General features: G+C 71.7%; 3 protein-coding genes. All 3 read right to left on the bottom strand.

What is annotated here, in order from left to right:
* The 3 genes from ccrA to HD596_RS29400 all read right to left on the bottom strand — a co-directional run bounded on the left by ccrA (position 1) and on the right by HD596_RS29400 (position 14,663).
* Positions 1-1,347, bottom strand: a complete 1,347-nt coding sequence (gene ccrA, locus HD596_RS29345) for a crotonyl-CoA carboxylase/reductase (RefSeq protein ID WP_185072527.1) — start codon at positions 1,345-1,347, stop codon at positions 1-3.
* A gap of 70 nt (positions 1,348-1,417) precedes the next feature.
* Positions 1,418-13,330 (bottom strand): type I polyketide synthase, encoded by an 11,913-nt coding sequence (locus HD596_RS62170; RefSeq protein ID WP_246554922.1) that lies wholly within the window; start codon positions 13,328-13,330, stop codon positions 1,418-1,420.
* Between the two features lie 94 nt (positions 13,331-13,424).
* Entirely contained in the window at positions 13,425-14,663 is a 1,239-nt protein-coding gene (locus tag HD596_RS29400) for a type III PLP-dependent enzyme domain-containing protein (protein WP_246554924.1), read from the bottom strand.
* Positions 14,664-14,676: the final 13 nt, after the last annotated feature.

The following is a 14,676-nucleotide window of genomic DNA, read 5'->3' on the forward strand; positions in this document are numbered from 1 at the left end:
CTAGTTGTCCGCGGGTTCGCGGAACCGGTTGATCTGGTCGATGTGGCGGGCGCGGAACTCGGGGTCGTCGACGCCGAGACCGGGGCGCGGCGCCAGGCAGAGCACCCCGACCTTGCCGCTGTGGGCGTTCGCGTGGACGCGGCGGGTCGCCACCCCGACCTCGTCGAGGTCGTAGACGGCGGACAGGGTGGGGTGGACCGCCCCCTTGGCGATGAGCCGGTTGGCCTCCCAGGCCTCCCGGTAGTTCGCGAAATGGGTGCCGACGATCCGCTTCAGCGCCATCCACAGGTAGCGGTTGTCGTACTGGTGCTGGTAGCCGGAGGTGGAGGCGCAGGTGACGATCGTGCCGCCGCGGCGGGCCACGTACACGCTCGCGCCCATCGTTTCCCGGCCGGGGTGCTCGAAGACCACGTCGGGGTCGTCGCCGCCGGTCAGGTCCCGGATCCGCGCCCCGAACCGCTTCCACTCCTTGGGGTCGGGCGTCTCCGGGTCCTTCCAGAACCGGAAGCCCTCCTCGGCCCGGTTGATGATCAGCTCGGCGCCCTGGGACCGGACCAGCTCCGCCTTGTGGTCGCTGGACACCACGCACACCGGGATCCCCCCGGCGCGCAGGACGAGCTGGGTGGCGTACGAGCCGAGCCCGCCCGCGGCACCCCAGATGAGCACCACGTCGCCGACCTTGATCTGCGCGCCGTTGCGCGAGATGAGCTGGCGGTAGGCCGTGGAGTGCACCAGGCCGGAGGACGCCGCCTCCTCCCAGGTCAGATGGGCGGGCTTGGGCATGAGCTGGTTCGCCTTGACCAGGCTGAGCTGCGCCAGCCCGCCGTAGTTGGTCTCGTACCCCCAGATGCGCTGGTCGGGGTCGAGCATGCTGTCGTCGTGGCCGTCGGCCGAGGAGAGCTCGACCGACAGGCAGTGCGCCACGACCTTGTCCCCGACCTGCCAGCGGTGGACGCCGGGGCCCGTCTTCAGCACGACGCCGGACATGTCCGAACCGAGCACGTGGAAGGGCTGGTCGTGGATCCCGGCCGACGGGACCGCCTTCGCGTAGCGCTTCAGGAAGCCGAACGTGTGCATCGGCTCGAAGATGGCGCTCCACACCGTGTTGTAGTTGATGCTGCTCGCCATCACCGCGACGAGCACCTCGCCCGGGCCGGGCTCCGGCGTGGGGACCTCGGACAGCGTCAGCGACTTCGCCGGATCGCGGTTCTCGGCCGGGATGTCGCCGAACATGTCCACGTCGTCGTGGAGCACGACCGCCGCCCGGTAGCTCTCCGGGATCGGGAGGTTCCTGAGCTGCTCGGCGTCGTACTGCTCGGACAGGATGACGTCTCTGATTTCCTTCATCGATGCTCCTTGGCGGGAGTTCGAGCGGGTGGGGGTCTGGGGCCGGCGACAGGACGCGCGGCCCGCCGGGTCAGGACGCGCCGAGCTGGTCGTCCAGCGCGGCGAAGAGCTCCTCGTCGGAAAGGTCGTCGAGGTCCTGCTCGACCTCCTCCGCCGCGCCGTTCACCCCTTCGGCCGCGTGCAGGATGGCCCGGAAGCGGTCGCTGAGCTGCGCCCGGTCCCCGGCGGACAGGGCCTGCTCCCGTAGCAGCCGCTCCATCTCGTCGAGCTGGGCGAAGATCGAGCCCGACGACGTCTCGGGAACGAGCCTGTCCTGGACGAACCGGGCGAGGGCGATCGGGGTGGGATAGTCGAAGACCAGGGTGGCCGGGAGCTTCAGGCCGGTCGCCCGGCCCAGCCGGTTGCGCAGCTCCACCGCGGTCAGCGAGTCGAACCCGAGCTCGTTGAACGCCCGGTCCGGCTGCACCGGGTCCTCCGAGGTGTGCCCCAGCACCGCCGCGGCCTCCGCGCGTACCAGGGACACCACCAGGCGCTCCCGGTCGGCCGGCGGCAGGTCCGCGAGCCGCGCCGCGAACGCCGTACCGTCGTCCTCGTCGCCGCTCTCGGCGGCCGGCGGCGCGTCGAGCGCCCGCGTGAACTCCGGTATGGCGCTCACCAGGGGGCGCGGGCGCGCCAGCGCGAAGGCGGGCGCGAAGCGCTCCCAGTCGATGTCGGTCACCACCAGGTGGCCCTCGCCGCTGCCCAGCAGCTGGCCGATGGCCATCGCCGCGGCGTCGGGCGCCATCGGCCGCAGGCCGCTCCTGCCCAGCTGCTCCCCGGCGTCCTCCATCATCCCGCCGCCGCCCCAACCGCCCCAGGCGATCGAGGAGCCCGCGAGCCCGCGCGTCCGCCGGCGCCGCGCCAGGCCGTCGAGGAACGCGTTGGCGGTGGCGTAGGAGGCCTGACCGCTCGATCCCCAGACGGCCGCGCCGGAGGAGAACATCATGAACGCCTCCAGCGGCCGGTCACCCAGGAGCTCGTCCAGGTTGATCGCCCCGATGACCTTGGAGCGCGCGAAGCCGGCGAAGTCCTCCAGCGTGGTGTCGGGCACGAGCACGTTGTCGTGTCCGACGCCGGCCGCGTGCATCACCGCCGTCAGCTCGGGGAGCGACTCCAGCAGGTCCCGAACCGCCGCGCGGTCGGCGACGTCGCAGGCCGCGACCGTGACCTTGGCGCCCAGCTCCGTCAGCTCCGCCTCCAGCTCCGCGACGCCCTCGGCGCCGCTCCCGCGGCGGCTGGCCAGCACCAGGTGGTCGGCGCCCTCCCGGGCGAGCCACCGCGCGACGTTCGCTCCGACTCCGCTGGTGCCGCCGGTGACCAGCACCGTTCCGCGCGGCTTCCAGCTCCGCGCCGGATCCGCCTCGCCGTACGGCGAGCGCACCATGCGGCGCGCCCGTACGACGCCCGAGCGGATCGCCACCTGGTCCTCGCCGGTCGTGCCCGCGATCACCCCTTGGAGCAGCGCGATGTCCTCGGCCTCCGGGGCCGGGGGAAGGTCGACGATGCCGCCCCAGGTGTCCGGGTGGTCCACCGCGAGCACCGCCCCGAGGCCCCAGACGGAGGTCTGGAACGGGCTGACGGATTCGGCTGCCTTGTCCTCGGCCTTGTCTTCGGTGGCTTCGTCGGTGGCTTCGTCGGGGGTGACTGCGCCGGAGGTGGCCAGCCACAGGGGCGCGCTCACCTCGGCATCGGCCAGCGCCTGCACCAGCGTGACGGTCGCCGCGACACCCCGGGACAGCGTCGGATGCTCCTCGTGGGGCTCGTCGTCGAGCGGCAGGAGACAGAGCACACCGGTCAGCCCGGGCCGGGACTCCGCGCGGATGGCTTCGGCGAGCGCGGCGCGGTCCTCGCCACCGACCATCAGCGGATACACCCGGGCGGCATTCGCGGACAGGCCGTCCAGGACGTCCCGGACGATCCGCGGGTCCCCGCCCGCGGCAGGCACGGCCACCAGCCACGTCGTACCGGTGATCCCGGCCGCGTTCGGCGCGCTCACCCCGCGCCACACCAGCTTGTAACGCCAGTCGTCGAGCACGGACCGCTTGCGCTCCGCGTCCCGCAGGGACGACAGGGCGGGAAGCACGGTCCTCAGCGCTTCGGCGTCCACCTTCAACCGGACGGCCAGCGCCTCTGGCTCCTCCGACTCCAGCGCCTCCCAGAACCCGTCGTCCCGGGCCCCTTCGGCTGCGTGCCCCTGGGAAGGCGGCTCCAGCCAGTAGTGGTGGTGTTGGAAGGGGTAGGTGGGCAGGTCGGTGGTGGTGGCGGGGGTGTTGGTGAAGAGCTTCTGCCAGTTGATGGCGGTGGTGTGGGTGTGGGTGGTGGCTATGGCTTGGAGGAGGGTGTGGGTTTCGGGGTGGTTGGGGCGCAGGGTGCCGGTGAAGGTGGCGTGGGTGTCTGGGGGGATGTTGTGGGGGGCGATGTTGGTGAGGGGGGTGTCGGGTCCGATTTCGAGGTAGGTGGTGACGCCTGTTTGGTGGAGGTGGGTGATGGTGTCGGCGAATTGGACGGGTTGGCGGGCGTGGTGGGCCCAGTGGGTGGGGGTGAGGGTGTGGGTGGGGGTGGCGGTGGTGTTGGTGATGAGGGGGGTGTGGGCTTGGTGGTGGGTGAGGGTGTGGGCGAGTTGGTCGAGGGGGGCGAGGATGGGGTCGAGGAGGGGGGAGTGGAAGGCGTGGGAGACGTTGAGGTTGCGGGTTTTGCGGCCTAGGGCGGTGAAGTGGGTGGTGATCGTTTGGATGTCGTGGGCGTTGCCGGAGATGACGGTGCTGGTGGGGGAGTTGATGGCGGCGATGGCGGTGTGGGGGGTGAGGTGGGGGGTGATTTCTTGGGGGGTGGCTTGGATGGCGGTCATGGCGCCGCCGGGGGGGAGGGTTTGCATGAGGTGGGCGCGCCTGGTGATGAGGGTGGCGGCGTCGGTGAGGGTGAGGATGCCGGCGGTGTGGGCGGCGGTGATTTCGCCGAGGGAGTGTCCGGCGAGGTAGTGGGGGTGGATGTCGTAGTGGGTGAGGAGGTGGGTGAGGGCGGTTTGGAGGGCGAAGAGGGCGGGTTGGGTGTAGTGGGTTTGGTTGAGGAGGTGGGCTTGGGGGGTGTGGGGTGGGGCCCACATGATGTCGCGGATGGGGTGGTCTAGGTGGGGGTCGAGGGCGTCGCAGGCGTTGTCGAGGGCGTGGGCGAAGGTGGGGAAGGTGTTGTAGAGTTCGCGGCCCATGCCGGGGTGTTGGGCGCCTTGTCCGGAGTAGAGGAAGGCGATCTTTCCGGGACGCGCCCGCCCGGTGATGACGTGCACGCCGGCCCAGGCGCTGCTCTCGCCACCTGAGCGGGAGGGGGTGGGGGTGTGGCGTGGGGCGGTGGTCGCCGTGTTCGCGCTGTCGCCGCCATTCCCGTCGCCCGTGCCGACGCCGTTCCCGTGGGCCGTGTCCACGCCGTTGGTGGCGCCTGTGCCTACGCCGTCACCGTCGCTTGTCCCGACGCCGTTGGTGGCGATCGTGCCGACGCTGTTCCCGTGGGCCGTGTTCACGCCGTTGGTGGCGCCCGTGCCGACGCTGTTCCCGTCGCTTGTGCCCACGCCGTTGGTGGCGGCCATGCTGACGCCGCTGGTGGCGGTCGTGTCCACGCCGTCTCCGCTGGTCGTCTCCATGCCGTTTGCCTTGGCCGGGCTCACGCCGTTTCCGTTGGGCGTGCCGACGCCGTTGCGGCCTCCAGCGTCACTGCCACCCCCGGTGCTTGTGCCGGTGAGGTGGTGGAGGGCTTGGTGGAGGTCGTCGGAGGTGCGGGCGAGGATGACGGCGCGCTGCTCCAGGTGGGCGCGAGTGGTCGCGGTGGACAGGGCGATGTCGTGGAGGGGGACTTCGGGGTGGGTGGTGAGGTGGTCGGCCAGGCGGGCGGCCTGGGCTGCCAGGCTGGCCTGGTCGCGGGCCGACAGCGTGATCGGGACCAGCGGCAGGGGGCGCAGGGCCTCGCCGCCGGCGGTCGCACCGGCCCCGGAGCCGGTGGCCGGACCGGCGCTGGTGTCGAGGGCGGGGGCCTGCTCAAGGACGAGGTGGGCGTTCGTGCCGCTGATGCCGAAGGAGGAGACGGCGGCGCGCCGCGGTTTGTCGGTGTGGCCGGGCCAGGTCTGGGCCTGCTGAAGGAGGCGGATCTGGCCCTGTTCCCAGTCGACGTGGGTGGTGGGGGTGGAGATGTGCAGGGTCTGCGGGAGGAGCCCTTCGCGGGCGGCCATGACCATCTTGATCACGCCCGCCACACCGGAGGCGCACTGGGTGTGGCCGAGGTTGGATTTCACGGTGCCCAGCCACAAGGGGTTTTCTTCGGGACGAGCGCCGTACACCTCAAGGAGAGCTTGGGCCTCGATGGGGTCGCCGAGTTTGGTGCCGGTGCCGTGGGCTTCGACCGCGTCGATGTCACCGGGCGTCAGGCCCGCGTTGGCCAGTGCCTGGCGGATGACCCGCTCCTGGGAGGGGCCGTTGGGGGCGGACAGGCCGTTGCTGGCGCCGTCCTGGTTGACCGCCGACCCGCGGATCACGCCCAGCACCCGGTGGCCGTTGGCCTGCGCCTCCGACAGCCGCTCCAGCAGCAGGATGCCCACGCCCTCGGAGAACACGGTGCCGTCGGCCTCGTCGGAGAACGCCTTGCACCGGCCGTCTCGGGCCAGCCCCCGCTGGCGGCTGAACTGGACGAACAGCTCGGGGTTGGGCAGCACGGTCACGCCGCCCGCGAGTGCCAGCGTGCTTTCGCCTCTGCGTAGCGACTCGCAGGCGAGGTGGATGGCGACCAGGGAGGAGGAGCAGGCGGTGTCCACCGTCAGCGCCGGGCCTTCGAGACCCAGGGTGTACGACACCCGCCCGGACATGACCGAGCTGGACGTGCCCGTGACCAGGTAGCCTTCGACGTCAGCCGATGGTGACTCCGAGCCGTACCCGGTGTGTGTCCCGCCGATGAAGACGCCGGTGGGGGTGCCGCGGAGGGTGCCCGGGTCGAGCCCGGCCCGTTCGAGCGCCTCCCAGGAGGTCTCCAGCAGGAGTCGCTGCTGCGGGTCGATCGCGATCGCCTCGCGCGGGCTGATCCCGAAGAAGCCCGCGTCGAACCCGGCCGCGTCCTTCAGGAACCCGCCCTCACGCAGGTACGTGGTCCCCACGTGATCGGGGTCGGGGTGATAGAGCGACTCCAGGTCCCAGCCCCGGTCCTCGGGGAAGGAGGAGATGCCCGAGCGGCCCTGGACCAGCATGTCCCACAGGTCCTCCGGCGAGTTCACCCCGCCGGGGTAACGGCAGCTCATCGCCACGATCGCGATCGGCTCTCCCACCCCCGCACCCGCGGACGCGGTTGTGGCCGCGGCTCGCACCGGAGCCGACGCCGCCGCCGTGCTGCCGCCGGTGACGCGCTGGAGCAGGTGCGCCGCCAGGGCGGTCGGTGTGGGATGGTCGAACACCAGCGTCGCGGGCAGCTTCATCCCGGCTGCCCGGCTGAGCCGGTTCCGCAGCTCCACCGACGAAAGCGAGTCGAAGCCCAAGTCCTTGAACGGGCGTCCGGCTTGGATCTCCTCGCCCGAGGCGTGTCCCAGTACCGCCGCCGCTTCCGCGCACACCAGCGACACCAGCACGTGTTCCTGCTCCGCCGTGGGTAGGCCCGCCAGACGGCGTTCCAGCGCCGACCCGCCACCGGAAACCGGTTCGGTGCGGGCGGCACGACGCGCGGGCGTGCGAGCCAGCCCACGCAGAATCGCCGGTACGCCGTCATGGCGGTTGCTGAGGGTGTGGGTGTTGATGGGGAGTGGGAGGAGGTGGGGTTGGGGGGTGGTCAGGGCGGTGTCGAGGAGTTGGTTGCCTTGGGTGGTGGTGATGCGGTGGTAGCCGGCTTGTTCGATGCGGGTGATGTCGGTGGTGGTGAGGTGGGCGCTCATGCCGCTGGGTTGGTGCCAGAGTCCCCAGGCGAGGGATTGGGCGGGCAGCCCCGCGGTCTGGCGATGCGTGGCGAGGGCGTCGAGGAAGGCGTTGGCGGCTGAGTAGTTGCCTTGTCCGGCGCTGTCGAGGGTGGCTGCGGAGGAGGAGTAGAGGACGAATGCGGCCAGGTCGAGGTGTTGGGTGGCCTGGTGCAGGTGCCAGGCGGCGTCCGCCTTCGGGCGCAGTACGCGGTCGATCTTGTCGGGGGTGAGGGAGGTGACCACGCCGTCGTCGAGGACTCCTGCGGTGTGGAAGACGGCGGTGAGCGGGTGTTCGGCGGGGATCCGGTCGAGGAGGGTGCCGACTTGTCCGGGGTCGGACAGATCGCACGCGGTGATGTCGACGGTCGCGCCGGCTGCTTCCAGGTCGGCGCGTAGCTGGTCGGCGTCGGGGGCCTGGTCTCCTCGGCGGGAGGCCAGCAGCAGATGCTTGACGTGGTGCTCGGTGGCCAGGTGGCGGGCCAGGATCGCGCCCAGGCCGCCGGTGCCGCCGGTGATCAGTACCGTGCCGTCGGGGTCCATGCTGCGCGGCATGGTCAGGATGATCTTGCCGGTGTGGCGGGCCTGGGCCATGTGCCGGAAGGCTTGGCGGGCCTGCTGGACCGGCCAGCACCGCACCGGCAGCGCCGCCAGCCCGCCGCTGGTGAACAGGTCCAGCATCTCGGCCAGCATCTGTCCGATCCGCTCGTGACCGGCATCCATCAAGTCGAAACTGCGGTACCGCACCTGCGGATGAGTCCCCGCCACCAGGGCGGGATCGCGGCGGTCGGTCTTGCCCATCTCGATGAACCGGCCACCCTCGACCAGCAGGTCCAGGGAGGCGTCGGTGAAGGGCCCGGCCAGCGAGTTGAGCACCACATCCATCCGCGCCCCGCCCATGACGGTGGCGAAGGCGTCGGCGAAGTCGAGGTCCCGGGAGGAGGCGATGTGGTCGTCGGCCACGCCGAGAGCGCGTAGCAGGTGCTGCTTGGCGGGTGAGGCGGTGGCGAACACCTCCGCACCCAGGTGGTGGGCGATCTGGATGGCGGCCATGCCGACACCACCGGCGCCGGAGTGGATCAGCACCCGCTCACCACGGCTCAGCCCGGCCAGATCGACCAGGGCGTACCAGGCGGTGGCATACGCGACCGTCACCCCGGCTCCCTGGGCGAACGACCAGCCCTCCGGCAGGCCGACCACCAGCCGCTGATCGACCACCACCCGAGGACCGAACGCGGCCTCACCCAGCCCCATCACCCGATCGCCGACCCGCACCCCGTCCACCCCGGGCCCGACCTCGGCCACGATCCCGGCGAACTCGCCGCCGATCGGCTCTCCCTGCTCGGGCACCATGCCCAACGCCACGACCACGTCACGGAAGTTCAACCCGGCCGCGCGCACCTCCACCCGCACCTCGCCGGCGGCCAGATCCCGATCGGCCTCCGGCGTGGGAACCAACACCAGCTCCTCCAGGGAGCCCTTGGCGGGGCAGTCCAGCCGCCAGGCTCCCGGTCCCTCGGGCACCACCAGATCGCCCGCGGTGTCCGCGCGCGCCAGCCGAGGCACCAGCACCTGGCCGGCCCGCACCGCCAGCTGCGGCTCGTCCTCCACACCCAGCACAGAGGCCAGGGCGGTGAGGGAGTCGGCCGCGTCGTCGAGGTCGACCAGCAGGATCCGGCCCGGGTTCTCGGCCTGCGCAGAGCGCACCAGTCCCGACACCGCCGCACCGATCAGAGCACCATCGGCACTACCGGTCTCAAGGCCGGTTGTCACCGCGCCGCTGGTGACCAGCACCAGCCGGGAATCGGCCAGCCGCTCATCGGCCAGCCAGCCACTCAGCACATCCACGACCCGGTCCAGCTCCGGCCGCAGCCCGGCAGGCACCGAAAGACGCAGCACCACGGCGGCGGGAAGAGCCCGGCCGGACACGACCGCATCACCCAACGCCGCCGCATCCACGAACTCGCCGACTCCGCCCCCAGCAGCCTGGACCGCCGCGGCCAGAGCAGGCCACCGCTCACCCAGCACCGCCACATCCCCGGCCACAGAGCCGGCCTGCTCACCGGGGAGCGGCACCCACTGCACGCGATGCAGCGCATCATGCCCAGGCTGCGGACGCGACGACAGTCCGCCGGCCGGAAGGGGGCGCGAGATCAAGCTTGTGATGGTGGCTACCGGCGCGCCGGTGGTGTCGGTGATGTGGATGCTGGTGGCGCCGTCGTCGGTGGGCTGGGCGTGGACGCGCACGCGCTGGGCGCCGGAAGCGAGGAGCTCCACCCCGTTCCAGGCGAACGGGAGCGCGACGCCCTCAGCCTGCTCGATGAGACCGGTGGCGTGCAGGGCGGCGTCCAGGAGGGCCGGGTGGATGCCGTACTGATCGGCTTCGGCGGCCTCTCGCTCGTCGAGCTCGACCTCGGCGAACACCTCGTTGTCGCGGATCCAGGCCCGCTTGAGTCCTTGGAAGGCCGGACCGTAGCCGTATCCGGTGCCGGCCAGTGTCTCGTAGTGGCCGGACACGTCCACCGCCTGCGCGCCCGCGGGCGGCCACTGCTCGCCCGCGGGACTCGGCGTGGTGCTGGTCGTGGTCAGGGTTCCGGTGGCGTGGCGGGTCCACGGCTGTCGGCCGGTGCGGGCGTGCACCGCCACCTCGCGACGACCATCCTCATCAGCGGTGGACACTGCCACCTGGAGCTGGACCGCCTCCTCACCCTCGATCACCAGCGGCGCCTCAAGCGTCAGCTCCTCCACCACCGGGCAGCCGACCTCGTCACCCGCCCGCACCACCAACTCCACGAAGCCGGTACCGGGGAACACCACCGTCTGTCCCACCCCGTGATCGGTCAGCCAGGGGTGTGTGGCAGTCGAGATCCGCCCGGTCAAGACCATCCCGTCCTGGCCGGGCAGTTCCACGGCCGCGCCTAGCAGCGGATGATCGACGCGGGCCTGGCCCAGCCCGCCCGCGTCCGACACCCCCGCCGGGGTGCCGTCCAGCCAGTAGCGCCGGTGCTGGAAGGCATACGTGGGCAGCTCGACACCAACGCTGGTACCGGGCAGGAGTGTCTGCCAGTCCACCGCCACACCTGCGACGAATGCCTCGCCGACCGAGCGGATGAACCGGTCGGGGCCGCCCTCGCCACGGCGTAGCGATCCCACCGCGATCCCGGAGGTGCCGGTGGCGTCCAGGATGTCCTGCACCGCCATCGCCAGCACCGGATGCGGAGAAGCCTCGATGAACGCGCTCTTGCCATCGGCCAGCAACGCCCTGACCGCGCCCTGGAAGTCCACCGGCCGGCGCGCGTTGGCGAACCAGTACTGCGCCCCCAGCTCCGAACCCGCCAGCAGCCCACCGCTCACCGTCGAATAGAACGGCACCCGGCCCGGCCCGGCCTCCACCGGGCCCAGCATGTCCAGCAGCTGCTCGCGCAACGGCTCGACCATGACCGAATGAGAGGCCACCGTGGTCGCGATCACCCGCGCCCGCACCCCCTCGCCCCGCAGCCGCTCGACGAACTCTTCCAGCGCCTGAGGTGGTCCGGCCACCGCGCAGGAGGCCGGGCTGTTGTCCGCGCTCACCTCCAACCCCGCATCCAGCGAGGCGACACGTTCACGCACCATCTCGGCGGGCAGCCCGACGGCGGCGATCGCGCCGCGTCCCCACAGCTCGGCGGCGAACAACCGGCTGCGCAACACCACCACCCGCACGGCGTCAGCCAGCGACAACACCCCGGCCACACAGGCCGCCGCGACCTCGCCTTGCGAATGCCCGATCACGGCTGTCGGGCGGACGCCCACGGACTCCCACAACGCCGCCAAAGCCACCCCGACCGCAAACGCGACCGGCTGCAGCTTCTCGATCGCCTGTAGCCCAGCCCCGTCAGCGTCGGCCAGCACCTGCGCCGGATCCCAGTCCACCCACCGCCGGATCTCGGTGAAGCACTCCTCCAGCCGGGCGGCGAACACCGGCGACGCCTGCGCCAGCTCCACCCCCATCCCAGCCCACTGCGCCCCCTGACCCGGGAACACGAACACCGCATCCCGCCCGCCGGCAGCCGACCCGGTCACCACCTGCGCGTCAGCCTCGCCCGCCGCCAGCGCCCGCAGCCCGCCCAGCAGCTCCTCCCGGTCCGCGCCCACGACCACGGCACGGTCCTCGAAGGCCGCGCGGGCACGTACCAGCGACAACCCGACACCCTCGACCGGCACCTCCGGCCGGGCATCGACATGGTCGGCCAACCGGGACGCCTGGGCGCGCAACGCTTCCTCACCGCGCCCCGACAGCACCCACGGCACCACACCCGACACCACGGGAGCACCCCCGGGCGCGTCCAGCTGCGGCTCGGGAGCCTGTTCCACGATGACGTGCGCGTTCGTCCCGCTCACCCCGAACGACGACACCCCGGCCCGCCGCGGCCGGCCGTCCGGCTGCGGCCACTCCCGCGCCTGCTCCAGCAGCCGAACCTGACCCCGCTCCCAATCGACATGAGTCGTGGGAGCGGACACGTGCAGCGTCTGCGGCAACAACCCGTGCCGCATCGCCAGCACCATCTTGATCACACCGGCCACGCCCGCGGCCGCCTGCGTGTGGCCGATGTTCGACTTCAGCGACCCCAGCCACAGCGGTTCCGCCGGGTCACGGTCCCGCCCGTACGTGGCCAGCAACGCGTGCGCCTCGATCGGGTCGCCGAGCGCGGTCCCGGTCCCGTGGGCCTCGACCGCGTCCACCTCGGTACCCGGCACGCCCGCGTTCGCCAGCGCCTGACGGATCACCCGCTCCTGCGAAGGACCGTTCGGCGCCGTCAACCCGTTACTGGCCCCGTCCTGGTTGACCGCCGACCCCCGGATCACCCCCAACACCCGGTGACCGGCTGCCACCGCATCCGACAACCGCTCCATCAGCAGCACGCCGACGCCCTCGGAGAAGCCGGTGCCGTCGGCGTCGGCGCTGAAGGCCTTGCAGCGGCCGTCGGCGGCGATGACGCGCTGGCGGCTGAAGGCCGTGTACGTCCCCGGCGCGGACATCACGGTCACCCCGCCCGCGAGCACCAGCGGGCTCTCCCCGGTGCGCAGCGACTGGCAGGCCAGGTGGATGGCCACGAGCGACGCCGAGCAGGCGGTGTCCACCGTGACGGCGGGTCCCTCCAGGCCCAGCGTGTACGCCACCCGCCCGGCGACGACACTGGGCGCGGCGCCGGTGACGAGGTAGCCCTCGACGTCGGGGGGCGCCTGGTGCAGCCGGGGGCCGTAGTCCTGCGGTTCGGCGCCGATGAAGACGCCGGTCCGGCTCTGGTGCAGGGTCTGGGGGTTGATGCCGGCCCGTTCGATGGCCTCCCAGCAGGTCTCCAGGATCAGCCGCTGCTGCGGATCCATCGCCACGGCCTCGCGCGGGCTGATCCCGAAGAACGCCGCGTCGAACTCCGCGGCGTCGTGCAGGAAGTGGCCCACCCGCGCGTACGTGGTGTTGCCGGAGTCGGGGTCGTCGTCGAAGAGCCGGTCGAGGTCCCATCCCCGGTCCGTCGGGAACCCGGTCACCGTCTCCCGGCCCTCGGTGATCAGCTCCCACAGCTCCTCGGGCGTGGCCACGCCGCCGGGGTAGCGGCAGGCCATGCCGACGATCGCGATGGGTTCGTCGGAGCCGACCGCCGCCGTGATCTCGGCGCGCTCCCGCTCGCCGAGCCCGAGCGCCTCGGTGAGCAGGTAGTCGGCGAGCGAGGCCGGCGTCGGGTGGTCGAAGGCGAGGCCGATCGGCAGTTCGGTGCCGAGTTCGGCGACGAGCCGGTCGTGCAGTTCGACCGCCGCGAGGGAGTCGAGGCCCATGTCCTTGAAGGTCTGCTCAGCGGAGACCGTCTCCAGCATCCCCGGCAGTACGGCGCTCATCACGTCGAGCGTCGTCCGGCTCACCAGTTCGATCAGGGCCGCCCGGCGTTCCGCCATGGACAGGTCCGCCAGTCGGAGCGTGAAGGCCGCCGCTTGTCCGGCGCTCGTCGTCGGGGTGCCGCTGGCTTCGAATTCGCTGTTTCCGGACTGGCTCATCTGTTTGACTCTCCATATGAACCGCAGTGATCCTGTCCGCGGCGGTTGAGCCGGGACAGCCGACGATGGATACCTGCAGGGCAGGCAGGTGGTTCTACTCGTACATGCGGACGAAAAGCACGTGGGACGAGGAGACGACCTTGTCGCCGCGCATGACGACCTCGGTGGGCGCCGGGCGGCCGAGGAACATGAGCAGGCTGGCCGTCATGCCGTAGGCCCCCGCGTTCGGGATGGTGACCACGTCCCCGGGGCGGAGTTCGGGTACGGCGACGTTCCGGCCGAGGATGTCGCCCGGCGTGCAGAGGGGGCCGACGAGGTTGGCCTTCTCCACGGGCTCGGAGGACTCGAACTGGATGGAGACCGGCAGCAGCCGCCCGAGCCCGGACATGCCGCCCAGCGTGTTGATCCCGGCGTCCAGGATGACGAACCTGCCGCCGCGGCTCTCCTTGACGTTGGTGACGGTGCAGACGAGCCGGCCGCAGTCGCCGACGAGGTACCGACCCGACTCGCACGCGACCTGGGGGCTGCCGTTCCGCCAGCCGGGGAAGTGCGAGTCGAGGACCTCCTCCAGCGCCGCGCGCAGGCCGCCGTAGACGGGGCGTTCGCCGGGGGAGAGGTAGGGGGAGGCGAAGCCGCCGCCGATGTCCAGCAGCTCCGGCTCCAGGCCCGTCGAGTCGCGGACCTCGGCCGCCGCGGTGATCGTGTGCTTGAACTCGGCGATCAGGGATTCCTCGTCCTTGGCGTTGCTCAGCGAGAACAGGTGCATCCCCGACAGACGGGTGCCGGGCACCGACCGGAGCTCCGGCATCAGCTCGGGGAGCGTCTCGCTGTCGAAGCCGAACTGGGAGGGCGCCCCCGTCATGCGGATGCTGGTGGTGGCCCCCGAGGCGGTGCTGTTCACCCGCAGGAGGCAGTCGGCGACCGCGTCCTGTTCCCAGGCGGCCTGCCCGATCCGGCGCAGGTCGTTGAGCGACTCGACGGAGAAACGGCGGACGCCGGCCTCCAGCGCGGCCTCCACCTCCTCGGTCGTCTTGCCGGGCCCGGTGTAGAGGATGTCGAGCGGGTCGAAGCCCGCCAGCAGAGCCGCGGAGAGCTCGCCCGTGGAGCTGATCTCGGCCTTGCACGCGGAACCGCCGCTCACCCGCAGCGCCTCGGCGATCTCCGGATGGGGGTTGGCCTTGAACGAGAAATAGACGACCGTCCCCTCGGGCAGGCAGGCGCGGAGGTCGTCATGAGCGGCGACGGCACGTTCGAGGTCGTAGACGTACAGCGGCGATCCGTAGCGAGCAGCGAGCTCGGCGTCGCTCTTCACGATGTCGGTGGCGTCGTTCAAGAATCTCTCCTTG

Source organism: Nonomuraea jabiensis, assembly GCF_014204795.1.
Taxonomy (GTDB): Bacteria; Actinomycetota; Actinomycetes; order Streptosporangiales; family Streptosporangiaceae; genus Nonomuraea; species Nonomuraea jabiensis.